The organism is Planococcus antarcticus DSM 14505 (assembly GCF_001687565.2).
Classification (GTDB): domain Bacteria; phylum Bacillota; class Bacilli; order Bacillales_A; family Planococcaceae; genus Planococcus; species Planococcus antarcticus.
In genome coordinates this window covers 2,077,804-2,103,892 of the sequence record NZ_CP016534.2, presented here as the reverse complement: position 1 = coordinate 2,103,892, position 26,089 = coordinate 2,077,804, and the positions used below count along the sequence as shown (strand labels likewise).

29 protein-coding genes and 1 riboswitch are annotated in these 26,089 nt (G+C 42.2%); of the genes, 16 read left to right on the top strand and 13 right to left on the bottom strand.

The window, feature by feature from the left end:
* Positions 1-59: 59 nt before the first annotated feature.
* From BBH88_RS10550 to BBH88_RS10535, 4 genes are all read left to right on the top strand, one after another.
* Positions 60-650 carry a DedA family protein gene (locus tag BBH88_RS10550; RefSeq protein ID WP_006831487.1) on the top strand — a complete coding sequence of 197 codons (591 nt, stop codon included), beginning with the start codon at positions 60-62 and terminating at the stop codon, positions 648-650.
* 271 nt (positions 651-921) lie between these two features.
* Positions 922-1,119, top strand: a complete 198-nt coding sequence (locus tag BBH88_RS10545) for a DUF6501 family protein (RefSeq protein ID WP_006831486.1) — start codon at positions 922-924, stop codon at positions 1,117-1,119.
* 82 nt (positions 1,120-1,201) lie between these two features.
* A complete protein-coding gene (locus BBH88_RS10540; protein ID WP_006831485.1) occupies positions 1,202-2,059 on the top strand; it encodes an AAA family ATPase in 858 nt (285 codons plus the stop codon).
* A gap of 9 nt (positions 2,060-2,068) precedes the next feature.
* Positions 2,069-3,922, top strand: coding sequence for a vWA domain-containing protein (locus BBH88_RS10535; RefSeq protein ID WP_006831484.1), 1,854 nt, complete (start codon positions 2,069-2,071; stop codon positions 3,920-3,922).
* 206 nt (positions 3,923-4,128) lie between these two features.
* On the opposite strand, the gene BBH88_RS10530 is transcribed toward BBH88_RS10535, so the two are convergent.
* Together BBH88_RS10530 and BBH88_RS10525 are read right to left on the bottom strand one after the other, a co-directional pair.
* The gene (locus BBH88_RS10530) at positions 4,129-5,310 is read right to left on the bottom strand and encodes a toxic anion resistance protein (protein ID WP_006831483.1); all 1,182 of its coding nucleotides are present in this window, start codon (positions 5,308-5,310) and stop codon (positions 4,129-4,131) included.
* Positions 5,282-5,989, bottom strand: coding sequence for a 5-bromo-4-chloroindolyl phosphate hydrolysis family protein (locus BBH88_RS10525; protein WP_006831482.1), 708 nt, complete (start codon positions 5,987-5,989; stop codon positions 5,282-5,284). Before BBH88_RS10525 ends, BBH88_RS10530 begins: the two co-directional genes overlap by 29 nt.
* A gap of 204 nt (positions 5,990-6,193) precedes the next feature.
* Here BBH88_RS10525 and BBH88_RS10520 point away from each other — a divergent pair, with 204 nt between their 5' ends.
* The 4 genes from BBH88_RS10520 to BBH88_RS10505 all read left to right on the top strand — a co-directional run bounded on the left by BBH88_RS10520 (position 6,194) and on the right by BBH88_RS10505 (position 7,864).
* Positions 6,194-6,490 (top strand): DUF1033 family protein, encoded by a 297-nt coding sequence (locus BBH88_RS10520; protein WP_006831481.1) that lies wholly within the window; start codon positions 6,194-6,196, stop codon positions 6,488-6,490.
* A 185-nt stretch (positions 6,491-6,675) separates the two neighbouring features.
* A complete protein-coding gene (locus BBH88_RS10515) occupies positions 6,676-6,876 on the top strand; it encodes a cold-shock protein (RefSeq protein WP_006831480.1) in 201 nt (66 codons plus the stop codon).
* Between the two features lie 251 nt (positions 6,877-7,127).
* Positions 7,128-7,334, top strand: a complete 207-nt coding sequence (locus BBH88_RS10510) for a cold-shock protein (RefSeq protein WP_006831479.1) — start codon at positions 7,128-7,130, stop codon at positions 7,332-7,334.
* 53 nt (positions 7,335-7,387) lie between these two features.
* Entirely contained in the window at positions 7,388-7,864 is a 477-nt protein-coding gene (locus BBH88_RS10505; protein WP_006831478.1) for a YkvA family protein, read from the top strand.
* Positions 7,865-7,978: 114 nt separating this feature from the next.
* Here BBH88_RS10505 and BBH88_RS10500 read toward each other — a convergent pair whose 3' ends face one another.
* Complete coding sequence (locus BBH88_RS10500; protein WP_006831477.1) at positions 7,979-9,586, bottom strand: ABC-F family ATP-binding cassette domain-containing protein; 1,608 nt, start codon at positions 9,584-9,586, stop codon at positions 7,979-7,981.
* Positions 9,587-9,931: 345 nt separating this feature from the next.
* On the bottom strand, positions 9,932-10,165 hold the full coding sequence (locus BBH88_RS10495) for a hypothetical protein (protein WP_006831476.1): 234 nt from the start codon (positions 10,163-10,165) through the stop codon (positions 9,932-9,934).
* Between the two features lie 188 nt (positions 10,166-10,353).
* Here BBH88_RS10495 and BBH88_RS10490 point away from each other — a divergent pair, with 188 nt between their 5' ends.
* On the top strand, positions 10,354-11,562 hold the full coding sequence (locus BBH88_RS10490) for an MFS transporter (RefSeq protein WP_065536811.1): 1,209 nt from the start codon (positions 10,354-10,356) through the stop codon (positions 11,560-11,562).
* On the opposite strand, the gene BBH88_RS10485 is transcribed toward BBH88_RS10490, so the two are convergent.
* Complete coding sequence (locus BBH88_RS10485) at positions 11,528-11,839, bottom strand: hypothetical protein (RefSeq protein ID WP_040852992.1); 312 nt, start codon at positions 11,837-11,839, stop codon at positions 11,528-11,530. The two genes, BBH88_RS10490 and BBH88_RS10485, sit on opposite strands and share 35 nt — an antisense overlap.
* Before the next feature lie 119 nt (positions 11,840-11,958).
* Positions 11,959-12,474 carry a peptide-methionine (S)-S-oxide reductase MsrA gene (gene msrA / locus BBH88_RS10480; protein ID WP_006831474.1) on the bottom strand — a complete coding sequence of 172 codons (516 nt, stop codon included), beginning with the start codon at positions 12,472-12,474 and terminating at the stop codon, positions 11,959-11,961.
* A 425-nt stretch (positions 12,475-12,899) separates the two neighbouring features.
* On the opposite strand from msrA, the gene BBH88_RS10475 reads away from it, so the two are divergent.
* The 4 genes from BBH88_RS10475 to BBH88_RS10460 all read left to right on the top strand — a co-directional run bounded on the left by BBH88_RS10475 (position 12,900) and on the right by BBH88_RS10460 (position 16,932).
* On the top strand, positions 12,900-13,847 hold the full coding sequence (locus BBH88_RS10475; protein ID WP_006831473.1) for an LCP family protein: 948 nt from the start codon (positions 12,900-12,902) through the stop codon (positions 13,845-13,847).
* Between the two features lie 58 nt (positions 13,848-13,905).
* Positions 13,906-15,093, top strand: a complete 1,188-nt coding sequence (locus tag BBH88_RS10470) for an AI-2E family transporter (RefSeq protein ID WP_006831472.1) — start codon at positions 13,906-13,908, stop codon at positions 15,091-15,093.
* 64 nt (positions 15,094-15,157) lie between these two features.
* Positions 15,158-15,577 (top strand): sporulation protein, encoded by a 420-nt coding sequence (locus BBH88_RS10465; RefSeq protein ID WP_006831471.1) that lies wholly within the window; start codon positions 15,158-15,160, stop codon positions 15,575-15,577.
* A 917-nt stretch (positions 15,578-16,494) separates the two neighbouring features.
* Positions 16,495-16,932, top strand: coding sequence for a hypothetical protein (locus BBH88_RS10460; protein WP_006831470.1), 438 nt, complete (start codon positions 16,495-16,497; stop codon positions 16,930-16,932).
* A 41-nt stretch (positions 16,933-16,973) separates the two neighbouring features.
* On the opposite strand, the gene BBH88_RS10455 is transcribed toward BBH88_RS10460, so the two are convergent.
* The 6 genes from BBH88_RS10455 to BBH88_RS10430 form a co-directional block, all read right to left on the bottom strand.
* On the bottom strand, positions 16,974-17,135 hold the full coding sequence (locus BBH88_RS10455; protein ID WP_154669155.1) for a hypothetical protein: 162 nt from the start codon (positions 17,133-17,135) through the stop codon (positions 16,974-16,976).
* Between the two features lie 57 nt (positions 17,136-17,192).
* Positions 17,193-17,657 (bottom strand): hypothetical protein, encoded by a 465-nt coding sequence (locus BBH88_RS10450; protein WP_065536813.1) that lies wholly within the window; start codon positions 17,655-17,657, stop codon positions 17,193-17,195.
* Between the two features lie 207 nt (positions 17,658-17,864).
* Positions 17,865-18,620 (bottom strand): energy-coupling factor transporter transmembrane component T family protein, encoded by a 756-nt coding sequence (locus tag BBH88_RS10445; RefSeq protein WP_083387776.1) that lies wholly within the window; start codon positions 18,618-18,620, stop codon positions 17,865-17,867.
* On the bottom strand, positions 18,601-20,031 hold the full coding sequence (locus BBH88_RS10440) for an ABC transporter ATP-binding protein (protein WP_065536814.1): 1,431 nt from the start codon (positions 20,029-20,031) through the stop codon (positions 18,601-18,603). Before BBH88_RS10440 ends, BBH88_RS10445 begins: the two co-directional genes overlap by 20 nt.
* Entirely contained in the window at positions 20,024-20,605 is a 582-nt protein-coding gene (locus tag BBH88_RS10435) for an ECF transporter S component (protein ID WP_006831466.1), read from the bottom strand. Before BBH88_RS10435 ends, BBH88_RS10440 begins: the two co-directional genes overlap by 8 nt.
* 1 nt (position 20,606) lies before the next feature.
* Positions 20,607-21,197, bottom strand: a complete 591-nt coding sequence (locus BBH88_RS10430; RefSeq protein WP_006831465.1) for a YkoF family thiamine/hydroxymethylpyrimidine-binding protein — start codon at positions 21,195-21,197, stop codon at positions 20,607-20,609.
* Positions 21,198-21,284: 87 nt separating this feature from the next.
* Positions 21,285-21,390, bottom strand: a riboswitch (TPP riboswitch).
* Between the two features lie 671 nt (positions 21,391-22,061).
* Here BBH88_RS10430 and BBH88_RS10425 point away from each other — a divergent pair.
* Positions 22,062-23,039, top strand: a complete 978-nt coding sequence (locus tag BBH88_RS10425) for an ABC transporter substrate-binding protein (RefSeq protein ID WP_065536815.1) — start codon at positions 22,062-22,064, stop codon at positions 23,037-23,039.
* Positions 23,040-23,083: 44 nt separating this feature from the next.
* Here BBH88_RS10425 and BBH88_RS10420 read toward each other — a convergent pair whose 3' ends face one another.
* Positions 23,084-23,824 (bottom strand): hypothetical protein, encoded by a 741-nt coding sequence (locus BBH88_RS10420; RefSeq protein ID WP_006831463.1) that lies wholly within the window; start codon positions 23,822-23,824, stop codon positions 23,084-23,086.
* Between the two features lie 67 nt (positions 23,825-23,891).
* Between BBH88_RS10420 and BBH88_RS10415 the strand changes: the two genes are divergently transcribed.
* Positions 23,892-25,076 carry a FecCD family ABC transporter permease gene (locus BBH88_RS10415; RefSeq protein WP_083387775.1) on the top strand — a complete coding sequence of 395 codons (1,185 nt, stop codon included), beginning with the start codon at positions 23,892-23,894 and terminating at the stop codon, positions 25,074-25,076.
* Positions 25,076-26,083, top strand: coding sequence for a FecCD family ABC transporter permease (locus BBH88_RS10410; RefSeq protein ID WP_006831461.1), 1,008 nt, complete (start codon positions 25,076-25,078; stop codon positions 26,081-26,083). The genes BBH88_RS10415 and BBH88_RS10410 overlap by 1 nt, the downstream gene beginning before the upstream one ends.
* Positions 26,084-26,089 lie beyond the last annotated feature (6 nt).

Genomic DNA, 26,089 nt, shown 5'->3' with positions numbered 1-26,089 from the left:
CAGGACTATCTTTTTTTTGTCATCATAAAGGAAAGAACAGCCTAAAGGCGGTAGAATCTATGGATATCTCGTTTTTTATTGAATTAGTGAAGGAATATGGCTATTTCAGTATGTTCGTGTTTAATTGGCTGCTGCTGTTCGGGCTGCCGATCCCCAATGAAGTGGCGGCAGCATTTTCAGGAGTTATGACCGAAATCAGCTATTTCAAGCCGGTCTACGCTTTTTTGGCGGCTTATTTGGGGTTGATTTCAAGTAATACATTCGCTTATTTTATCGGTCGCAGCCTAGGGCACCGATTGTTAAACCGCTTGAACCGCACGCGTTTAAAACAGCCAATCAGCCGGTTCAGCAAGTTTTTAGAAAAACACGGGGAATGGGCAATTGCGTTTAGCTTTTTCCTGCCAGGAATCCGTTGGGCTATGCCGTACGTTGTCGGCGCCAATCGTTTTCCATTTATGCGTTATATGCTGTTTGCCTATACTGCAGGATTTGTCTGGATGTTTATTTACTTTAATGTGGGCAGGACCTTTCCTTATGCATACGAGACCATTCTTGAGCATGTACAAGTCTTTTTGATCTTGTTGTCGTTTTTTGTTGTCAGTGTCTTGCTGCTACTTTATCTATATAGTAACAAGTTTGCAAAGAAGTAGTGATTTTTAAGATCGTAATAGAAATAGTTATACGAAGAAACGATAAAAGTGGAACTCAAGAATTATATATAGAGCTAATATTCTATAGTCGAACACTTAGCCGATCAATTACTTTTGTGCTTTTGTGTTTAAGGCATTGAAGAGATGCACAAACAGCGAGAATGATTTTTTGGCTGCTGCCAAAAAAGACATTGTTAACAAGAGTCAGTTTGAAATTGACTTGGTTTTTCCTTATACTGAAGGTATAGACAGATAGAAAAGGATGAGGACGATGATTCACAATGAATGGTTGGAAAAAGAGACCACCAGAACAGTAACTTGCAAGCACACAGATGCAGCTAAGTTTTTGGTTTCCAATGTATTGACTGCAGGTAAAGAATACGAAGTGAAGAACGAAACAGATGAATTTATTTTTGTCAAAGATAATACCGGCAAAATCGGCGGATTCTACAAAACATATTTCGAATAATAAATGGCTGATTTAGCCATAAAGAACATCAAAAAGCCGATGGATCAACCATCGGCCTTTTCTGTGGAAAAGAGGAGTAAGAATGTCATTGATTAAACGGGATATTATAAAAAGAAAAGAACGGACACATGAAAATTATGATAAATTGATCGGGAAAGAAGGGTATATCGCGCCAGACAATCACTTATGGCAAGATATTCTGTCTGCGATTGTCCTGCGAAAGCCTGTCTTACTGAAAGGACCGACGGGAGCGGGAAAGACTAAGCTAGCTGAAAGCATTTCGGCTCTTTTCGGGCAGCCAATGCAAAGCATCAATTGTTCAGTGGATTTGGATGCAGAAGCGTTATTGGGCTTTAAAACATTGGTCCAGCGGGATGGACAAAGCATCATTGAGTTTGTCGAGGGACCAGTGGTGACTGCGATGAAAAAAGGCCATTTTCTTTATATTGACGAAATCAATATGGCGAAAGCCGAAACTTTGCCGATTCTCCACAGCGCCTTAGATCATCGCCGCATGATGACCAATCCCTTTACAGGAGAAGTGATCGAGGCACACCCTGATTTCGGAGTGATTTCTGCAATCAATGAAGGTTATATCGGTACAGCCCCTATGAATGAAGCATTGAAAAACCGTTTTATTGCTTATCCGATTCCTTATTTGACCGGCGGGCAGCTAGCTGAGCTATGGGACCGTGAATTCCCCGAGGCGGATGAAGACTTAAAATCGTTTATGCTAAGTTTGGCGGAAGACTTGATGAAACAAGTGAAAAATGGCTTGTTATCCGAAGAAGCCGCCTCAATCCGAAGCCTGCTGGACGCCACGGCTTTAGCACAATACATGGATCCTTTGCGTGCGGTGCAATACGCTATTGCCGAAAAACTGGATGATGAAAGTGAACGCGATTTGTTCATGGACTTGGCTCATACTTGGAAAAAGTAGGTGAAAGAGATGACATCAGTTAACCGCTTTATTCAATTTAATAATGAAACCATCGATACAAAATTGCTTCATCAAATGGAACTTCTGGCTGGAGCATTAGCGGATGCGCCTTATTTAAAAGTGACAACTCGAAAGCTAATAGAGCTCCGTCCGTCGGAATCAGCCATGTCTATTAGTGTTTTTTGGCGTCACAGAACTAAACGTCTTGAGCGCAACGGCTATTTATCGGATATTTATCTACTGGCAGCGGGATTTTGGCGTCATTTCAATTTAAATACATGGCGCGAATTTAAAAAAAGCGACTCAGCATTACCAAGTCTCCGGGAACAATTATTATTATGCGCGGAAGAATTTCGGTTATCTGAACAAATCAAAGCCGATCGACCGGGAACTCTTGCAGCTTTTGACACAAGAGAAACCGTTTATACAGAGTTTCATGAAGATCAGTCTAAGCAAAATTTGAAAAAAGGATTCAAAACAGATCTTTTAATCAATGCAGCTTATTTACGATTGCGTGGCGTTGAAGTAGGTGTGGGCAGCTTGTCGCAAGCTTTATCAACGATTTGGACAGAGTTGTTTGATGCTAAAACGACGGCGGATTCAGTTAGAATCGTCAATCGAATGATGGACCGAGCAGAATTTATTCTCGAATCGGATGCGCTCCATACGTATTATACATTTGGCGAAGCACTCGAAAAAGTACCGCCGTTTCATTACCATGAAGGAATTGAAGCGGAAGAAACGGAAGAACCCGAAGAAATTGAAACCATTGAAGAGTGGTTTCAGTCTTGGCACAGCGAAACGGAAATGAGTGAAGCGCCTGCGATGGAGTTTGAGTTAGAGCGAGGCGATTCACAACTTGCTGAAGGTGGCAGGGAAGAAGAAGGCGCAGGCGAAGTTCAACAAACAGCGAAAGGCGATTCAACTGGAGAGCATAAAGAAGACAGCGATGCAGAAGATCGACAAATGGAAAGTGAACCGAAAACAGCGGAAGGGAAATTTGGTTCTGCCAACGATCAAGTGGTGTATCATGAGGCGAGACTGCAAACGACAGGTGATCATCGTATAAACATTGAAAACTGGCGAAGACAACAAGCGCCATTTGTGCGTGCTTTGTTAAAAGAGTTGAAAAAGCGCATGACACAAAAACAAGAAGGCGTCCGCAGCAATTTGAATGCGGGGAGGCTGTCGAAAAAACTCGTTCCATTAGCTATTGAAGAACGACCAAAACCGTTTTATCGAAAAACAGCTCCTTCAAAAGAACTCGATGCGGTATTTTGTTTATTAATCGACGGGTCAGCATCGATGCTCGATAAGCTAGATGAAACAAAACAAGCAGTTTTATTGTTTCATGATGTGCTGCGCGGTTTGAATGTGCCACATGAAATTGTCTTGTTTTATGAAGATGCATACGAAGCCAGTGACGCCGAACAACCAAATTATTTTGAATGGATGCACAAGTTCGAAGACCGCAATAAAGATCATGCACAGACAATCGCTTCGCTCGATGCACACGAAGACAATCGAGACGGCTTTGCAATTCGATGGATGAACAGCCGACTAAAGCGTCGAACTGAAAAACACCGCTTTTTACTAGTTTTTTCCGACGGAGAGCCATCTGCATACAATTATGCTGAAAACGGCGTGGTGGATACTGCAAACGCTGTTGCGGAGGCAAAAAAGCAAGGCATTGAAGTGTTGCATCTGTTTTTGAGCAGCGATTCGATTACGGAAGACCAAGCTGCATTTTACCGGATGATGTATGGCAATAAATCCGTCAGTGCTGATTCTTTAGAGCAATTTGTTGAGCAAACTTTGCGTTTATTGAAGCGAAGTTTACATTTAGTGATTCAATCTGGCTGATTTTTTAAATATTCTTGGATAATATTTACATATATTAAAAGTATAATTCCAGTACAAGAGTTTACTTTCTGAAAAGCATAAAATACTTTCTAAACGAGACAAAATACTTTCCGTAGCTCACAGAATACTTTCCAAATCAGCTGAAATACTTTCCATGAAATAAAACATACAAAAAGTCCCAGAAGAAAAATGCTTCTGGGACTTTTTTAGATATTATTCTTTTCGTTATTGTCATGAATGACAAGAAGACGCTGTTTTAAATCTTCTTCCATACGGCCGATTTCGATTTCCGCAGCTTTACGGTTTCTGCGGCCTTCTGCTTGGATCTGCAATGTTTCTTCGATGGTTTCAAGCAGGTTTTCCTGTGTTTTCTTCAAGGTGTCTATTTCGACAATGCCGCGTTCATTTTCACGGGCGGTTTCAATCGAGTTCATTTTCAACATTTCTGAGTTTTTCAGAAGCAGGTCATTGGTGGTTGCCGTAACTTGCTTTTGGGCTTCTACAGCCTTCAGCTGTTTGTTCAGCGTCAAAGCGATAGCAATCTGGTTTTTCCATAACGGAATTGAAGTCATAATAGATGACTGGATCTTCTCCGCCAGGGTTCGGTTGGTCTGCTGAATCATGCGGATCTGCGGTGCGCTTTGAATGGTGATTTGGCGCGATAACTGCAAATCATACAGGCGTTTTTCCAGACGGTCTACATACTGCATCATATCGTTGACTTCCTGATAGACCATTTGATCCTGTGAATTTTCTGCTTTTTTATGGAGTGCAGGAATCGTTTCGCTCATGATCTCATCGCGCTTTAATTCTGCTGCAGCGATGTAAACATTCAATGCCTGAAAATAGGTTTTGTTTTGGTCGTAAAGCTGTTCGAGCATTTGGACGTCATCGAGAAGTCCGCGCTTGGAATGGTCAAGCTGGATACTAATTCGGTCAACTTGGCTGCTGAGTTTTTGGTATTTGCTCATCATTTCTTGTACCGAGTATTTGGCTTTTGAGAAAATCTTACGAATTCCTGATTTTTTACTTTGTGTTAACTCTTCAGGATTTAGTTCTTTTAGCTTTTTCATCAAATCATGTAGCACATCACCTACAGGGCCGATATCCTTGCGCTGGACATGGTCGAGCATCTTGTGCGAAAACTGGCTCAGCTGGTTTTGGGCATTGGAGCCGTAAGTCAGGATGGCTTCGTTATCGCCGATTGGAATTTGCTTAGCGAGCTCGCGTGCTTTTTGTTGTTCTTCTTCTGTTAGGCGATTCATCAGTGTAACAGGGTGGCCTTCTGGTTGTTCGGCGACCGATTGCTCTTGTTTTTCCAATTGCACGCCAAAAGGCGATTCCAGTAAGTTGTCCAATTCACTTCGAGTTGATGGTTTCTCTGTCATCTTCCACGTCTCCCTCATGTTCAGGCTCTGGCTGAACGAGTAATTTCTGGTTATTGTGCTGATCAACAGCTAGTTGGGCATAATCCAATTCCATGCGGAGTTTTTCAACATCGCTAGAGAGCACACGCTTTAAATCCTGTTCCATCACGTTATTAAGGGACAGTAGCATTTCGCGTGTATCCTGCAAGGCAACGCGCATTTCCTGATCTTTGACCGGCTGTCCGACCAATAAGGTATATTTTTCCGTCAATTCAATGGCTGAATCCAAATGGGAATAAAAGAACGGTTCAGCTAAATAGAACTTCCTTGGATTTTGTTGAACCACGATGATAATTTTGTTTGCAATTTTTGTCATATCCATCAATTGCTTGAAAGATGAAATAGAACGGACTTTATAATAATTACCCTGCAGCTGCTTAATCTTTTCCTTGCCTTCTTTTATCTGAGTTCGCACATTTTTAAATTCGCTACGGGTCATTCCAAGATTTTTGGAATCAGAGGAAATCTGAACTTGTTTAATAGTACTATTGCTGGCGATATATGTTCCGGCAGCCACGGCTCCAGAAGCGATCAACCCGATTTCCGCGCCTAAATAAAGTACCGGGAACATCACTGTCATCAAAGGGAGGCTGACGGATTGTCTTTTAATAAAGTTTTCAATCGGTTTTAAGGGCTTCATGCAAAGGACCTCCTTCACTGCTACTTAATCTATACGTCCTGGACGCTGAAAAGTTTCATTTCAGCGCTTGCTTTCCCTTATATTTTACGTGAAACGAGATGTCAATACAAACTTTCGAATTCACTTGGGAAATTGAGCTGAACGCTTTACAAGCCGTGAAAGATTTGACACAATGCTAAATAGAAAGAAACGAGGCGGAACGCTATGCACGAAATCGTCTATATCCGAGCTGATTATGAACCGTGGTGGATGTTTGATGGCTGGGAAGATAAAGTTGTCTCACGTCAGAGATTTGAGACAGTGGAAAATGCGCAACAGTACCTCAAAGAGCTAGAGCAGGATTTTAGCCGTCGATTTTCTAATCAGGAGAAGAGAGAGTTCGCCTTTACCGCTTATTGGAATGAAGAAGAAGTGGAATATTGTGAAATTTGTGAAGAGGATTTGCAGATATTCCATAGTCTGATTTGGCTTTTTAATGGAAAACCGCAGATAAGTTTTTAGATTTGTTTGACTTTTGTAGTCAATTTGATATAATTACAATAACGATATGAAATCTTCACCAATTACAGCTATTCACATATTCCCAAAAGTGATCAGCACGTGATGGTACTTTCGGGAATATGTGAATTTTTTTATTTGAAAAGATTCCATATTAAAAATTTTTCTTACCACAGGAGGTAATTTACATGCAAGAAGGAACAGTGAAATGGTTTAACTCAGAAAAAGGCTTTGGTTTTATCGAAGTCGAAGGTGGAGACGATGTATTCGTACATTTCTCAGCAATCCAAGGTGACGGCTTTAAAACGCTTGACGAAGGACAACGTGTTGAATTTCAAGTAGAAGAAGGCAACCGCGGACCACAAGCTACTAATGTAACTAAAGCCTAATAACCAAGAACCGCTCTCTCAGGAGCGGTTCTTTTTTATAACTATGGACAATTTAGGGCGGAAACCAGCTTTTGGAACTCTCTTGGTTACTTTATCGGATGCGTCTCAAATACGGCAGTCTTCTGTTCATGCAGCAGTAGAAGTCCATTTTACATAACGAACTGTCTGGACTGACACCGCAAAGGTTTTTATTCGGTACCGGATGGGTATAAATAAATGACTGGTGAAAGAGAATATGGGAGGTTTTATGAATGCAAGGTAAAGTGAAATCATTTGATGAAATTAAGGGGATAGGTAAAATCATGGGCGACGATGGAGAAGAATTCTTTTTCGAGGAAATTAGTATCAATGTCGAAGGCTTTCGAAAGCTCGTTTCTGGCCAACCGGTGAAATTTACTGTCTATGAAGGCGTAGCCGATAAAGAGCGTGTGGCAACAAATGTGACATTGGTATTTTAAAGATTATGAACCTCAATTAATATTATAAATGAAAGTATAAGGGGGATGAAGAGATGACTAATGAGCATTTAAAAAAGCCGATGCCAAGCGTTGAAAAGCAAGCAGACTTCTACCAGAAGCTCCGCTCGAAAGTGCAGAATTGGGTGGATGGAAAACCAGGAGTGGTTGGAACGGTCAGTGGTTATGTCTTGTTCGCACCCGATTTGTTCCATTTACTGACAAAGATGATGCTGGATAGCCGGATCGATTCGAAAAGTAAGGCTGCAGTTGGTGCTGGTATCTTGTATTTCATCGCACCTATTGATTTTCTGCCAGAAATTTTGGTGGGACCTGGTGGATTCTTAGATGATGTTGTCGTTGCGGTGTTTATCATCAACACCATGCTGAACAAATTCCCGACTGAAGTCATTACAGAAAATTGGGCAGGCGACGAAGACTTATTGGCGCTTGTTAAGAAAGTATCCAATTCAGGGAACAAATACGTTTCCAAATTGCCTGCAGGCCGATTAGTAAAACGTTTTACAAAATAAAATAGAAAAAGAAAAGCTGAAGATCATCAAAGATCTTCAGCTTTTCTTTGTTTAGGGAAAAAAGCAGGTCCACTCGTAGGAGTGGACCTGCTATAAGTCATACAGATTGTTAAATTAGTTTGTGATACCTTGTGTTTCTTTCCATTCCAGAAATTCATCATAGCCTAATTGCTTGTCGAGGATTGAACCGTCTTCAAGGATTTCAATCACGCGGTTGGCAACTGTCTGGATAAACTGATGGTCATGGGAAGTAAAGACCATGGCGCCTTTAAATGCGATCATGCCATTGTTCAAAGCCTGAATCGATTCAAGATCCAAGTGGTTGGTCGGCTCATCCAACAGAAGAACATTGGCATGTGACAGCATCATTTTCGATAGCATACAGCGTACTTTTTCGCCACCGGATAAAACAGAAGGTTTCTTTTTCACTTCTTCTCCGGAGAACAACATTCTGCCGAGGAAGCCGCGAAGGAATGTTTCACTTTCATCTTCTGGCGAGTACTGGCGAAGCCAATCTACTAATGACAATTCGCTGCCTTCAAAGTGAATGGTGTTGTCAATCGGCAGATAAGCACGTGAAGTTGTAACACCCCACCGGCTATATCCAGTTTCTGGTTGGTCTTCTTCAGCCAAGATGCGAAGAAGCGCCGATTTTGCAAGTGGATCACCGATTAAGACGATTTTGTCGTCTTTACTTAAGTTAAAGCCAACATTATTCAATAATTTCTTGTCGTCCACTGTCTGGTTAAGATCTTTAACTGTCAGTACGTCGTTGCCGATTTCACGGCCAATGGTAAAGTTGACGAATGGATATTTACGGGAAGAAGGTCGGATATCATCCAGCTCAATTTTATCGAGCATTTTCTTCCGCGATGTCGCTTGTTTTGATTTAGAAGCGTTGGCGGAGAATCGGGCGATAAAGGCTTGAAGTTCTTTAATCTTTTCTTCTTTTTTTGAGTTTTGGTCAGATGCCAACCGTGTTGCCAATTGGCTTGATTCGTACCAGAAGTCGTAGTTACCGACATAAAGCTGAATTTTACCAAAGTCAAGGTCAGCGATATTCGTACATACTTTGTTTAAAAAGTGGCGGTCATGTGATACGACGATGACGGTATTGGTGAAGTTGATCAGGAATTCTTCCAGCCACTGGATGGCTTTCAAGTCCAAGTGGTTGGTAGGCTCATCAAGCAATAGAACATCGGGTTTGCCAAACAAAGCCTGTGCCAAAAGCACTTTTACTTTATCAGACCCTGATAGTTCAGCCATCTTCTTGTCGTGAAGGCCTTCTGAAATGCCAAGGCCTTGAAGCAAGATAGCCGCTTCAGATTCAGCTTCCCATCCATTTAATTCTGCGAATTCGCCTTCAAGCTCAGCCGCACGCATACCGTCTTCATCAGAGAAATCTTCTTTCATGTAGATGGCATTTTTGTCAGACATCACTTCATATAATTTCTTGTGTCCCATAATAACAGTTTCGAGAACTGCGTGATCCTCGTATTCAAAGTGATTTTGCTTTAATACAGCCAGGCGTTCGCCTGATCCCATATAGACATTTCCAGATTGCGCTTCAAGTTCACCAGAAAGGATTTTAATGAACGTTGATTTCCCTGCACCATTGGCACCAATCAATCCGTAGCAATTGCCAGGGTTGAATTGAATATTTACATCTTCGAAGAGTTTGCGGTCACCGAAGCGAAGACTTACGTCATTTACAGCTATCATTTTTACGTACCTCCTAAATTTCACAATAAGAAGAGTATACCACGAAATCCGCGGAAATCGATAGCAATCGACCGTGGTCTCGGATAAACTAAAAATATATGTGATATATGTTGAACAAAAGAATTGGCTTTTTCAAAGCTTTTAAGAAAAGAAAGTCTGAAGAATTTGCTCCAGCCGGACGTTTTGGGCCAACAGGATGTGGGTCATGCAACTGGTGAGCGACAAGTGTACCCGGTCACTTCGCTCCATACAGCGTCTAGACTGGCTCTGTAGGAAAGCGGAATCGATTTGCGCAATGTTCTTTGCACGATGGTATTTACAATAAATAATTAGTGGATATATAAATTATCTTGTTTTGCGCTGTAAATAAGCTTCCAGCATGCCAAGTTCTCTGTTTAGCAAGTACTCCATCTGAACATAATCGCGCCGTCCTGGAACATGTTCCGGTGTCAGGCCTTTCATCGAATAAATAAAGTAATAACCTCCGATTTGGCGAAACAACACAACAACATGTGGAAATTCATCAAAAATCGCTTTTATATTATAGCGTCTTGCGTAACTCCAATTTACGAGTTTCATTGTCAACCCGCCTTTCACCCTTCTATTTTAAACGATTAAGTAGGGGGAACACAAGTTTGTAGCGGGAATGTGAGCTGAAATATAGTGATACCTGAATGCATGCAACCCAATCTTTCAATTTGGAGTAGCGTATAGCATTTCAAAATTTTGATCGAAAGTAATCGACTTTAGTAACAGGAGGAAAAAACGTGTCTGAAAAGCAAAGAAATTCAGCAATGGGCATGATGGTCTTGGCAATTCTATTAGTAGCTCTGAACTTGCGGCCGGCCATATCGTCGATTGGTCCAATGCTTGAACCCATCCGTGCAGATTTAAATTTAAGCAATAGTGAGGTTAGCCTGCTGACGGCGATTCCTGTCTTCTGTATGGGACTTTTTGCGCCATTGGCTGTTTTGTTTGGTCGGAAATTTGGCCTGAAGCGGTCTATTGCTATATTGTTGTTGGTCATCGGCTCATTTACGTTGGTTAGAGGCTTTTTTCCGACCTATCCGGTTCTACTTGCCAGCGCTTTTTTAATCGGATTGGCGATAGCAATTATCAGCCCACTGCTGTCAGCGATGATTAAGCGTGATTTTCCGATGCGAACTGCCGCACTGATTGGAGTCTTTTCTTTTGGTATGGGCCTTGGGGCGACTTTGTCTTCGGGATTGACGGGAGTCTTTTATACCATTGCGGATTGGCCGCTGGCAATTGCGAGCTGGAGTTTGTTATCGGTTGTGGCCGTGGTGATTTGGCTGCGTGTGGAACAGCCGACCGAAGTGAAAGCGGTGAAGACGGGGATTGAAGAAATTGTTCGCGTATCGCCTTGGAAAAGTAAACGGGCCTGGTATATGCTGCTATTTTTTGGATGCCAATCGGCATTGTTCTTTTCCATGCTCACTTGGCTTGCGCCGATCGCAATCGAAAAAGGCATGTCCGTATTGGCGGCGGGGGGTGTTCTGACATTGATGGCAGCAGTACAAATTGCTGGAAACATCAGTATTCCACTGTTTTTCAATAAGTTTCCAAACCGTCTAGGCTGGATTATAACGGTTTTGGCAAGTGGAACACTGGGGATCCTGCTGTTGATGTTTGGAAGTCTCGCCGTCATTTGGGTGGCTGCTGCTTTTATTGGCGTCGCACTTGGCGGGCTGTTTCCAATTGCCCTACTGATGCCGCTCGACGAAACATCTTCAGCTGATGAAGCCAATAGCTGGACGGCGATGACGCAATCAGGCGGTTACATTATTTCGGCATTTATGCCTTTGATCATTGGAATTGTCTACGATCAAACAGGCAATCACGACATCACCTTGATGATGTTTTTGGTTTTTATCATTTTTATGGTTGTTTTTGCGGTATTGCTCAATAAAAAAAGTGAATCTATTCCTCAGGATCTGACAGAAAAAAATCTTTAATAGCATGGGGCTGGAGCACAAACATCCAGGAAAGATAAAGGGATATTAAAGGGAAAATAATACACCAGGACGACACCATGGTGAACGATAGCTCCGAATTGGGAAAGAAAGAACTGAAATACCAATAATTATAGCTTAAGGTCAAAAACATTGTCGTGACCGGACCCAAATAAACTCTATTGGTAAGAATAGCGAGCAAGACACCAATTCCAATGACAATTGCTGGAACAATCACCAATTGCATGACGATCGGATCAATAGCTTCAATGAGCTTCAATCGAGTTCCTCCTTAAACTGATAATGAAAACAGAATGAAGATTGAATAGGTTTTCTTATTGTCGGAATAATCCGTTAATAAAATCGGGTAAAAAAAGCTGACGCATAGAGCGTCAACTTTTACCATATAGAAGAAAGAAATTTGTCGCGGCCAGATGCTGTCCGGTCTTCCTTATAATGGTCTGGATTCTTCTTGTAAAAGTTTTGATGATATTCTTCTGCAGCATAGAATGGCGCTGCATCCCGGATTTCGGTGACGACAGGTTTATCGAAACGCCCACTGTTGTTGAGTTCTAGCTTTGATTTTTCGGCAATCGTGCGTTGCCGTTCGTTTTGGACGAATATGGATGCGCGGTAAGAAGAGCCGCGTTCTTGAAACTGTCCTTCGTCATCTGTGGGATCAATTTGTTGCCAAAAAATATCCAGCAATTGTTCGTATGAGAAGATATCGGATTGAAAGGTGATTTCTACTACTTCCAAGTGGCCTGTTGTTCCGGATTTCACTTGTTCGTACGAAGGATTTTCTATGTGTCCACCGCTGTAGCCTGAAACGACTTGCTCGATGCCGTCAAACTGATCGAACGGTTTGACCATGCACCAAAAGCAGCCGCCTGCGAATATGGCTTTTTCTGTCATGAAAATGTCTCCTTTCGGGTAGGTAAACAGACTTTTTATCTGATCAACTCACTCTGCTGCTGTGCGGTATGGAAGTTCGTTATTTCCATATCTTATAGTAGATAAGAAAAATCTTACCACTCTAGCAGTTTGCGCACAATTAAAATGTTTCAAATCAGCCGAGCGATAATTGTTACTTGCTGAAACAATTATGCTTTGGGATTCATCAATCATTTATTCCCAAATCGGCTAAAGCGATATAAACAAAAATTGCTTGTGTGGCTCATAATAATAGGATTCTAACTTTTGGTGCTCATCAAAATCGTCCAAACTGATATAAAAAGCCTATTTCTATGTTCGTACTCAACTAATTGGTGAGAATACCGAAACTTAATGCATAGCTAGGCGTCTTATTGACGTAAAAGGTTGAAAGGAGTGTATTTACTATGGAAGAAGAACTACAACCCATTAAAAGAAAAAGACGCAGAAAAAGAAGATTTCGACTGCGCGGCATCATCTTCCTGCTCCTAGTCGCCGTACTCGCTATTGGCGCTTATGCATTCATACAATTCAGAAGTGGTGTCAGTTTAGCAGACAACTCAGAGCAAGAGCCCGTAACATTCGATGGAGATGCGGCAAACGGAGATTATGAAAATATTCTGGTGCTTGGTGTTGATTCGCGCGGAGAAGAGCAGTCTCGTACAGATACAATGATGCTTGCGACGCATGACAAAGTGAACGGTGAAATTAAATTGACTTCCTTTATGCGGGATATCTATGCTGATATTCCGGGCTATCAATCCTATAAATTAAATACGGCTTATTATTTAGGCGGAGTGGATCTTCTTGCAGAAACGCTGAGAGATATGTTCGGAGTGGAAATCCATCATTATGCATTAATCGACTTTTCAAGTTTTGAAAGTCTAGTTGATGTAGCTGCGCCGAATGGTGTGGAAATCGATGTCGAAAAAGCCATGTCTAAACAAATTGGTGTTTCTTTGACACCTGGTGTCCAAAATCTAAACGGTAAAGAACTGTTGGGCTACGCTCGCTTCCGGGCTGATCAAGAGGGAGACTTTGGACGGGTTCGTCGTCAGCAGCAAGTGATTGCGGCTATGAAAGACGAATTGGTCAGTCTTACCGCTATTCCAAAATATCCGAAATTAGCTGGTGCCTTGCAAGGTTATGTCCAAACTGATATGCCTTTGACCGATCAAGTAAAATTGGCGACACAGCTAGCAACCGGCGGAAGCGAGGAAGTACAACGCTTAACTTTACCTGTGGAAAACAGCTATAGCTATGGCAATTATTCTCATGCAGGATCGGTTCTCGATATTGATATCGAACAAAACAGACAGGCATTACGTGAATATTTATCGCAACCCCTAGATTAAATCAACCTGTATTGTGATAATATGGAAGTATAAAGTTTATTCGGAAAAGGGGAAGCTTATGCAGCCAGAAGACAAGCCATCATTCTTTTCCACCAGTTATATCCGATTCTTGGGTGGAAGAAATACATTGTTCACGCTGATTTCTTTGTTATTGCTTGGATTGGTAGTATACATTTTCAGGGAAGTTTCATTCCTCTTCCATCCGGTCAGCGTTTTTATGAAAACAGTCGTTTTGCCGATTGTTCTGGCGCTGATTTTCTTCTATTTGTTGCGACCAATCTTGCGCATGCTGGAAAATTTTAAAATTCCGCGTATTTGGGGAATCATCATTATCTTTCTTGGAGCTGTCGGACTGATCACTTTACTGATTGTATTGGTATTTCCTTTTTTACAAACTCAATTTCAAACACTGATTGAAGAGTTCCCAGTGTATTTCATGCAATTGCTGACAGACGTGGATGCGTTTTTAAGGACTTCGATTATTGGTGATTATTACAGCGAATCCAACTTTACAGTGGATACGTTGCTTGCTACATTGCCTGCTAATATTGCCGATACTCTACAAAATACAGTGACCGGCATCATTACAGGAATTACCGGGTTGATTTCAACTATTACTGGTGTTATTTTGTCAGTAGTTATCGTACCTTTTATCCTGTTTTATCTATTAAAAGATGGAGATAAGTTGCCAGAGTATTTTTTGAAGCTTTTGCCGCCGAGATTCCGCGACGATACACATGAAGTGTTCACTGAAGCAGATAAGCAATTGGGTGCCTATATACAGGGCCAGTTGATCGTGGCATTTTGCATTGGCGTCATGGTCTATATCGGTTTTTTGATTATCGGTATGGAATACGCCTTGTTGCTGGGAGTTCTGGCGATGGTCACCAGTGTGGTACCATATATCGGGCCTGCGATTGCCATAGCTCCAGCGGCCATAATTGCTTTGGTTACATCCCCTTTTATGCTTGTTAAACTGGCAATCGTCTGGACGGTTGTGCAATTGGTGGAAGGAAACTTAATCTCCCCGCAAGTCATGGGAAAAACTTTGTTTATCCATCCTGTAACGATCATCTTTGTTCTTTTGACGGCAGGCTCCTTATTCGGTATTGTAGGAGTTATACTCGGGATACCAATGTATGCACTGCTACGCGTGCTAGTTTCTCATTTTTACAAACTATTTAAACGCCGCTATAACAAACACGAGATCAATTTGGAAAACCAATATGATTATACGGAACTATAAGATTGTTTTAAGAGCATAAATTTGTGGTATATAAGGATTAACAAAAGTTGGGGGTTTCTACGTTATGAAGTTCAAGGATTTTTTATCATCTATTGGCATAGGTTCATTGAAAGTGAACACAGTTGTTGAAAGGCCACATTTAGAAGAAGGCGAAACATTGAATGGCACCATATATCTCGATGGCGGCGATGGAGAACAAACCATTGATTTTATTGAATTGAATGTCGTGAGACTTGTTGAGGATACGCGAGATGACAGTGACTTTAATTTTTATGAAACAGTCGTCGCGAAGCAAACAATGGAGTTTGCAGGGTCAGTCAAATCTAAAGATACGGTCATGCAGCAGTTTGAAATCGTACCGGATGAACGCTGGGTACTGGAACATCCAAAAGCTAAATTGATCTTGCGGACAATTGTCCATGTGAAAAATGGTGTTAATGCGAGAGATGAAGATGATATCACTTATGGAACAGTAGAGAGCTGAAATTCAGCTCTCTTTTTTTTATGTACGGAAGGTGACAGAGTAGAAGAGAGGTTGAGAAAGAAATCGCTGTTAAAAGGCGCATCGGCCGCTTTGCGTATGGCTCTCACAAGCCAGGAAAAGCACCTGTCTTATCGCCCTGCTTAGCCTGCAAACACGCTGGCGCTTGTTGAGATCGTGTGAGTTAGAGTAGTGAAGCGAATTTTCTCCGGAGGCGACAAAGTGGAAGGGTGGTTGAGAAAGAAATTGCTGTTGGGAGTCGCTTCGGTCGCTTTGGGCATAGTTCACCCGCTGGTCTTATCGCTCTGCCAGCCCAAAGCATCGGTGCTCGGGTGAACGGTGAACCAGCTGTGTAGTTGGGATGAAGAGAAAGGGTTCCTGCGTTTTCGGAGAAGGGGACGTGGGGAGAATCAAGACAATAAATAAAAGTATGATTTATTTCTAAGATGATATTGATAATCATTCTCACTTGTGTTAAGGTAGTTGAGAACAACAACTTAGAGATAGATAAGAAAGCAGAAGCGTTTCGCAGAATAAAAGAAATTTTTTATGTGATTGCTGCAAAAGCAATAAACAGCTGGTGTATCTGCAGAAACAGGCCGTGACCCTGAATTTGTAGAATGTCAGACTAGAGCATTATAGCCGAGATGGCATAAAGAACTTGGCGACTCTGCATTTGGAATGAATTTCAAACATTCCGTGTGGATATAAATTTTTTTGTTTGCCTGAATTTAAGAAGGTTCAGCTCTAATTGTTGTTCGAAGATGCTCTGCTCAGCATCATCGGAACAGCAATTTTTACTAGAGCACCACTTTAATTTATCGGACGTGCAACGAAAGGAATTGTGTGTCTTTAGTTAATATTACAATTTTTCCATTAAACTAAGCGATGCGGTACATTGAAAATAGGAGCGGAGGCAAATGAAAAAAACAGTGCTATTGCTGGTGCTTAGCTTGTTTATGTCTAGTCAGACTTTGGCCAATGTGACAAATGAAAAACCAGCGAACAGCATGATCGCAGTCAGCAAAGTACAACCTGTTATTGCGCTGATAAATGTGTCTGCGAAATGTAGGGCGCAAGAATCGCTATTGCCCGCAGAAATTGCGGAGTGGCCAAGCTCACGTTCTTTCAAAACCAGCTCCGTGGAGAGCGGTATAAAGCAGCAGGAGCCAGTAATTCAAGTTACAGTTATTAAAACGCAGTTTGAAGTGCCAAAAGTTGAAGCGGAACAGAAAGTTGCCAAAGCAAACTTGGACGAAGAAGCGGGACAAGTCAATTGGGAAACGGCAATCATCGTAATGTGCATCGCTTTTTTGGTTTATTTGATCAATAGAAAAAAGCGGCAGGATATTGAGTAAGAGAAGATGGTTACCAACTAGTTATGTGGAACTAACGATTCTCATAGTTTGTATTTCTCAAAACGGCTGTATTTTTGGCGTGCAGGATGTGGATCATTTACTAGCGTGATAACTGTACCGAGAGCCAAACCGATTGCCATGTAGAATTTGCTGTAAATAAAACCCAATGCCACAAATTGCTTTTTGTAAGCAAGCTGTAGCATGGGTTTTTTTGTGTTAATGCAGTTATAGAAAAACATATCCATTTCAATAGAAGAAAATTAACTCAAAGTGACGTTGTAGATCATTTTGGCACCCAATGCTTTTATTTCAATGTCGGGAGAGGCGGTTTTTAGGAGAGCTATTTGCTCGATTGCGAATTTTTGGGCATCTTCAAAGTTTGGATGGCTTTCGATTGTTTCGACTGGCTGGAGTTCAAAAGGAGCGGAAGGGGAGTATTTAATGAATAATAATATTATGAAATCTAATTGAATAGTAGTTTCCATGAATACATCCGGTTCAATCAATAACTCATTGTCAGGGAAGTAACTGATTTTGTCTTCGCAGATGATAGCAATTCTTTTCAGGATCCATAAACACCGCTCTCTGGAAGGTGCTTTCGATTCCACTCTTTCCATTACGGTTTCCAAATGTTGTTCAAAAAATGAAAATGGGTGCGGATGATCCGGTGTAAAGACAAAGTAAATCCGGTTGTCTTGTTCGTCGAGCAACTGAAATCCATTCACAGAAATTCCTCCCCGTAAAATCGAATTATGTAACTGCTTTCATTATAATCGATAGAAAGGCTGGGAACAAACGGTGCACCTAAATTCACATGTAAAAAACTACATAAGGAAAAAAGTTAGAATTCAAAACAAAAAAACAAGCAATAAAAAGAAAGACGCGAAAAAAGGAAATCCTGAGGAAAAGGATTTCCTTTTCCTCAGAGATTTCTAACTCAACCAACTGCCACCAAGACAACTGACAAGTAAAATCGACATAAAAACACCGAACATGAAGACATCTATGCGCCCCAATCGAATGGGCCGGTAATAAGCGCTTCTCGGTTCCCCCGTAAACCCACGTGCTTCCATAGCAAATGCCGATCGTTCAGCCTTTCTAACGGCTCCTGCAAGCATAGGGATTAACACACGACGCATAGCCAAGAGCCGCTGCCAGCTATGTTTTTCAGTTTCTGCACCGCGCAGTCTTTGCGCTTGTTGGATTTGTGTAAATTCATCTTTCATGACCGGCAAAAACTGATAACCAACCATGACACCGTAGGCAAGTTTCGGAGAAAGCTTTAGCTGCTGCATGAGGCTCAGGATGAATTTCACCGGATCGGTGGTAAAGGCGAACAGCAGGGACAGCGTTGAAAATGCCATCACACGAAATGCCAGTGACAAAGCGCGTGCCCATTGTTCATCGGTCACATCGATTCCGGCAAACGACCAGATGACGGTTCCGCCAGTATCTGCGCCGAATACTACGGTGGTCCACAAATAGCCGAAAGCACCGATTGAAAAGGGTAACATGAACAACAGCCACAACTTCCAATTAATTCGACTCATCAGGAGCTGCAACAGGATAATGCTTATCCAAAATAACAGCGGCGTCCATGGATTGAAAAAGAACGCAATGGCAAACATCGACACCGTCACCAAGATGAATTTGACGGATGGATTCATGTCATGCAAAAGATTCCGCAAGGCGAGCCACTCCTTTCGGCGGCAGCAAATTGTGAGACGCTAGCAGTTCTTCGCTGGACCAAACGTCTTCTGCAGCGAATTTGCCGGTCAGCTGGCCATCTTTGATCAGTAGCACCGAATCGGCAAGGCTCGCAGCAAATTCCATATCATGCGTAACAATCAAAAAGGTCGTACCTTGTCGAGAGCGTTGGTCAATCAACTCGAATAGTTCTAAAAGCGCAGCAGTATCCTGCCCAGAAGTCGGTTCGTCCATTAACAGTACCGGCCGTTTGTCAGCGAGCATAGCGGCAATCGCCACACGTCGTTTTTGTCCGTGGCTGATAGCGAAAGGATGAGCTTCCCCGATTTCCTCAAGCCTTAGACTCGTCATCAATCCAGCCAGTTCTAAGCCACTAGAAGCTCCTGAATACGCCACTTCTTGATCAACTTTCTGTGTCAAAAACAAATACTCAGGAGATTGCGGAACATAGCCAATGCCATCCGACTCAACCATACCGGTTGTCTTTTTGTAGATCCCACATAGCGACTTGACGAGTGTTGATTTACCGCTGCCGTTAGGTCCGGCAATAACGACTATTTCGCCACGCTCAACTGAAAAGGATAAAGGCGAAAGCAATTGTCGTTCTTTGGTGGTGACTGACAACTCATCAGCACGTAACGCCGTGGTTTCTTGCATGGCATGTTGTCGTTGTGGGAATAAAACCGGCTCTCTCGTTATAAATGGATTATCATCCACTAAACGACCTCCGCCATCTAGTTGAATTTCCCGTTCGAAAAAAAATCCCCAACTGCTTAGTCGATGCTCAACCGCGACGATTGTCAAACGAGATTTTAACTGGAGTTCCTCCAGCCAGTCGACAAATTGTTTTGCGGTATAAGGATCTAGGTGAGAGAGTGGTTCATCCAGCAATAATACTTCCGGGTTCATGATTAACGCACAAGCGGTTGCGATGCGTTGTTTTATTCCTCCGGACAAAGACTGAATAACGGCCTTTCGTAGATGCGTAAGGCTAGTCAGTTCCAAAACCACTTCAATACGAGGGTCCATTTCTTCAAACGGTGTATGCAAATTTTCCAACGTAAAAGCCAACTCTTCTTCAACCGTCGGCATGCAAAACTGCGAATCGGGATCTTGAAAGACCGTCGCAACGCGGTGATTGATTTCACCAGGTGCGTAATCACTGGCAGATTTCCCAAATAACAGAATCTCACCATCGATAGAGCCGTCGCAATTATCGGGATACAAGCGATTTAGTAAATACAATAACGTGCTTTTGCCGCAGCCACTTGGTCCTGAGATGACTAGTTTTTCTCCTCGGGAAACCGAAAAGGAAAGGTCCCTTAAGGTTTTTTCTTCATCTTCAGGAAAGCGGAACGACAGCCCTTTTAAAGAGAAAATCTCTTCATGCATTAGCATCACCTTTTTTCGTACGCGCAATGGCGTAACCGCGGAGTGATCCGGTCGCAAGCAAGGCGTCTCCGATATACTTCCCGCCGATTCCCGCAATAATTGCACCACTAAGAACACGGATCGTAAACATTAACGCGACGAACGACGGATCCAGTGCCGCATAACCAGAAATGAAGTACCCGTAAACAAAGCTAAAAACGGCTGATCCGATTCCTGCAAGCATAAGCACCAAAATATTGAAATGCTTATAGCCGGTTAACGCAAATGCCGCTTCAGCGCCGAGCCCTTGAATGACACCAGACAAAATAAGACGGGGACCGACCGCATTGCCAATGAGGACTTCGATTGCCGCAGCCATCGTTTCAGAAAGAAAAGCAGCTCCCGGCTTCCGGATGATATACATGCAGATGATCGACACAATAAACCAAATGCCGAACATCCATTCATAAGCGAGTGGACCAATTACAGCTGCCCAAATATTCGCTGCATGGACAAACAATAAATAGACAATGCCGAAAACGACCGCAAATAACGACATCAAGACCACTTCTTTTAATTTCCACGATTTCAGCAAATTACGCACCTCCGTGAGACGGGCTGTTAATGCTCATGGACACCGTCATCACCAAATGGCGATGTTCATCAGAGCAAGCGTTAGTAAATGCTTCTTCGTAAAAAGCGAATACCTCGTGGATATCGCCGTGAATGCCGCTAGCGTAATGCATCGAGTCATTGAAAAGGCCAAGTTGTTTAGCGCGGTCGACTTCACGGTAGATAACTGCCATGTAATCCGGATTGTTCATCGGGTATAGCGCAAACTGAGAAGAGATGTATTGCTTCGTGCTATCTGTGTTCAATAGCACGTCGTCCTTTTCTAAAAAGACGTCTCCCGTTGAATCACCAGGACAGCCAATTGAAAAAGTGCCAGACAAGGCTACATGTTCGCCTGTTTTCGCTGTGTGTAAAGCTAATGCTTTAGCGACATTGAAGACATGAATTTGCTTACCACGTATAACTGTCGAGACATCGTCCGTATGCATCCAAACGTTCGAGGTGTCGGTGTCGTTTAACGCCCCTTTGATTACTTTGATAAAATCACTAGTCATCGGATGCAGTGAAAAGCGAAATCCGACAATTGGACTCGTACCGCATTGCAATGGTTCCATGTTCTAATTCCTCCTTAAAATTTGCACAAAAAAGACCGCATCCGTGAAGATGCAGCCATTGTCCACAAATAATTAAAGGAATTATTTCAGAAATGCGCCGCACTTCCTCACGCAGGTATTATCCTGATCGAGTTTTGAGGGATCGAAGCTTGCGCTTGCATCTCAGCCAAAGTGGGCACCCCTAGTGCAGAAAACGGTATGCGGTTTTTGTGTTCGGGTTGTTCCCGATGGGTTTAGTGTAGAGGAAGTGGCCGAGGAAGTAAAGAGGGAGATTTGGAAAGAGGGGCCGTGTGGAAGTTTGGGTTGGGTTCTGAAGCGGTTAGAGATTGGTTGAGAAAGAGCTAGCTGTTAAGAGTCGCTTTAATCGCTTTGGGTAGAGCAAAGACGATTGCTCTTGCGCAAGCTCGTTGCCTAGCCGGTGGATGCGCCGGCGATTTGTGTGTTGACAGACTAACATGACAAAGGAATATTCGTAAGTAGCAAATTTGATATTCTGTAATTTCTTATGAGCTTACAGCTTGTAGTATAGTGTGAAAATCCTTCGAAGCCATTGAGTCAAAGAATATCGGAAAGTTTGATAGACGAACTACCTAATTCACAGGTAGCGGCCCCTCTAGCCACCGTTTGTTTCTGTCCATAAACATGGTGTACGAGAAGGACGTTCGAAAAGTGTTTTGCCACTTTTACGAACGCTTTGAATCATCGAAGGTGAGACATAAAAAAGCAGTGGTACAAATTCAATGTTTGCAACACTGCTTCTAATTAATTCAGAAAGATAAATAAAAAAAATAACCCTTGCTTTTATATTTGATATTGATTATCATTATCAAAGAATAAAAAATTTTTCAACTGGAGGAATATATAATGACAAAAAATATAGTACCATTCATAATCGCTATGTTAACAATCTTAGTATTTTTAGCTGCATGCGGTAGTGAGAATAGATCCACAGATGAAGCTTCTTCATCAAATGGAGATACAAATGCTCAGGATAAACGCATAATAGAGCATTTATATGGAGAAACAGAAATTCCTGAAAAATTGGATCGAGTTTTATCCTTACGTCCATCGTTCACGGATCATATTCTTGCTCTAGAAGAAAAACCCTATGCAGTAACTGGTGAAGAGCAATATGGAGGAGGATATATACCGTATCTTGCTGATCAATTAGAGGGGGTTGAAATAGTAGGTAATCAAGCTTCTATTGACTTGGAGAAAATACTATCTTTATCTCCGGATTTAATCATCATTGATGATTACCTTGCTTCAGAGGTGTATGATGACCTCGCTAAGATTGCACCTACTATTGTCTTAGGTACAGAGGATCCCGAAGCCTCAAATGACCCGAATTTCTGGCAGGAGGATTTCTTGAAAATCGCAGAAATTTATGGGAAAATAGAACTTGCAGAACAAAAAATAAAAGAGTTAGACCAGAAAGTAGTGGATGGGAAGGAACAAATCAGTGGACTTGAAAACAAGGGCCTCGCCTTTCTTAGAATCCGAAAAGATGCCATTCAGTTATATGCAGAATCGGGACATCCAATGAACACATTGCTTTACAACGATTTAGGGTTTGAACCGTCTGATTTAACAGATCCGCTAGAACGAAAAGACTTATCGTTGGAAGTGATTCCAGAAATAAATACAGATTATATTTTCCTGCAAGTTGATTCTTCTGGTGGTCCGGACAATATGGGGACTATTAAAGAAAGTTCTTTATGGCAAGGCCTCCCTGCTGTTCAGCAGGGTAACGTCCAAGAAACAGACTTTTGGATTTACAAGAGTTGGGGAGTAATTGGTCGAACTCAGATTGTCGATGAAGTTCTTTCATATATAGAATAGAAAATCACTGGATGTAAAAAGGTTGAATACCCATAATTGGGAATTCAACCTTTTTGTCGTTGATCTTCTGATAGTAGAGGACAAGTTCTGCAGCAGCGGTTTTTATCCCCGTCATGCAAGAGATAGGACAGGCAACAATGGTTGCGTAAATAAAATTTTTCTGGCTCATCCGGTGAGCTGTAGAGGCGATATTCGTGGCGGTATAATTCTCCATTTTTTTGTCTTACTCCATACTCTGATAAGAGAAAAGAAAGTGTTTCATCGATTAAACATGATTGCTCGGGGGAAGATTCTTTTAAAGCGGAAGATTTTTGGAAAAAATTGTGGCTGACCAAGGAATGCATATGACTTTCCTGGCTCTTAGTTTCTTTCGATATGGCAGAAAAAAGAGGAAGAAGGTGATCTTTGATAAAAACCTTCATCTTCATTCTTTCTTGAACAGAAGATAGGTTCTTGGAAAGAGGGATCGCATTTTCCCCAAGCGTATATCGCATACCTCCGCTGTTTCGTAGCACAATACCTACGTTGGATGGCTGAAGGTCGAGCAAAATGCCGTATTTTATATATAAATCAAGAAAGACCATTGCAAGAACTGAATATCTTTTGCCAAAGATGGTTCCAGTGATGATCGGGGTACATTGATTCATCTGTTGGGTTTGAATCTGAATCATTTGTTTTGCTAAAGCAGGCTTATCGATAAGATCTTTTACGAGAAATGAATCTTTTTCGTGACCGATAGTGACGGAATGTTCTTCCAGATATTCCTGTAATTTTTCGGATAGCATATGTGTTCACTCCTAATATTGTTTTAAATTGTCGCTTTAATAATAAGGGATATCAATCACATTGTAAATGATTATTATTCTCATTATTGACGTATCAGAAACGTTCCTCTATCATAAAATATATGATAACGATTCTCATTTTGAGGAAAAAGAGTTACAAAGGGCGGTATACAGCATGATATTACAAAAAAGAAAGCCGGATAACACTACCTCTGCTACTTTAGAGGACGATAATGATGGTAGTGAAAAGATAAGGTCCAGGCCAATATTTGCCTCGGTTATCCTTATCGGCGGGCTTGCTTTATTGGTTATTTCATTTGGAATTTCGATTTCCCTTGGAGCAGCAGATATTGACTTTAGAACGGTTTGGAGTGGAATTTTTCAATATGATGAAACCTTAACGACCCATCAAATTATATATGAATTGCGTTTGCCCCGTACTCTGGCAGCGGCATTAGTTGGTGCTTCCCTGGCAGTTTCTGGAGCGATTATGCAAGGGATAACAAGAAATCCACTTGCCTCACCTTCTATTATGGGAATTAGTGCCGGATCAGCTTTTATGATCGCAATCGCCTTGGCTTTCTTACCTGGTACTTCTTATTTAGGGCTGATGGGAATGTCATTTTTGGGCGCGGGTATAGCTGCTGCGATTGTTTTCGGGATAGGTGCCTTTTCTAAAGGAGGCCTGACTCCTGTAAAACTAGCTCTTGCAGGGACTGCAGTTGGAGCTTTTTTAAGCTCCATCTCTTCTGCTATAGCTATTCACTACAATGTTGCACAGGATATGAGTTTTTGGTATGCGGGGGGAGTAGCCGGTACACAGTGGATCAGCGTACAATTAATGATTCCTGTCGCTTTCATTAGCATTAGTTTGGCTATGGTTCTGTCGCGATCTATAACTGTGCTTAGTCTCGGTGATGATGTCGCCAAGGGACTTGGTCAAAAGACCGTCCTGGTGAAAATTCTGGGAACTTTGGTCGTACTGTTGTTGACTGGGGCAGCAGTGAGTGTGGCCGGAACTATTGGTTTTATTGGACTTGTAATACCGCATATTACAAGATTCCTGGTAGGCATGGACTACCGGTGGATCATCCCTTGCTCCGCCATCCTGGGCGCATTATTATTAGTCTTTGCGGATGTAGGAGCCCGAATGATCAATGCCCCATATGAAACGCCAGTTGGGGCAATAACTGCTCTGATTGGTGTGCCTTTCTTCCTTTATCTTGCCCGAAATGAAGGGAGAGGGCTCTAATGCAAGCTTATAAAAAGACATTTTTGGCAATTGCGGTCTTATTGATTATGATCCTGATCACATTTTTCGTCAGTTTGAATCTAGGAATGATAGCCATTGCTCCACTGGATGTAGTACGGACGTTGCTGGGATTTGGCACTGAAAGGGATGAATTGGTTCTCTTCGATTTTCGTCTTCCCCGCATGGTTATTGCTCTCCTGATTGGGGCGGGATTAGCTGTTTCCGGAGCTATTCTACAAGGGGTATCACAGAACGGTCTGGCGGATCCAGGGATTTTAGGAATAAATGCAGGGGCCGGATTAGCGGTAGTTCTATTTATATATTTCTATCAGGGTTCTGCAGCAAATCTTGGTATTGATTCGATTTTTTTGATGCCGTTTGCTGCGCTGCTTGGTGGAATGGCAGCCGCATTCATGATCTATACAATTGCTTGGAAAAAAGGAGTAACGCCTATAAGGTTAATTTTAGTTGGAATAGGTGTGAACGCCGCATTCGGGGCTGCTTTAATTATCATTCAACTTAAAATGGATCCTCAAGATTTCATGCAGGCGACGATTTGGCTCTCGGGAAGTATTTGGGGCACTAACTGGAAATTTGTTACTGCCGTTCTTCCGTGGATCCTCTTTTTAGTTCCTTTTGCGATTTATAAAGCACGCTATTTAAATATTTTAAATCTGGGTGATAATATTGCTACGGGTTTGGGTGCTGCTGTGGAAAAAGAAAGAAGATTGCTGTTAGTCTTATCCGTAGCACTAGCGGGAAGCTGTGTAGCCGTTGGAGGGGGAATAGCATTTCTTGGACTGGTTGCTCCACACCTTGCTCGCAGAATTGTGGGCCCTAAACACCAAATAATGTTGCCGACTGCAGCAATAATGGGGGCCTTGCTTCTCTTGATCGCTGACACGATTGGTCGCAACTTTCTGGCACCTTCTGAAATACCGGTTGGAATCGTCGTATCGGCCATTGGAGCACCTTACTTTATCTATCTATTAATGAAGACCAACTAGAGAGGA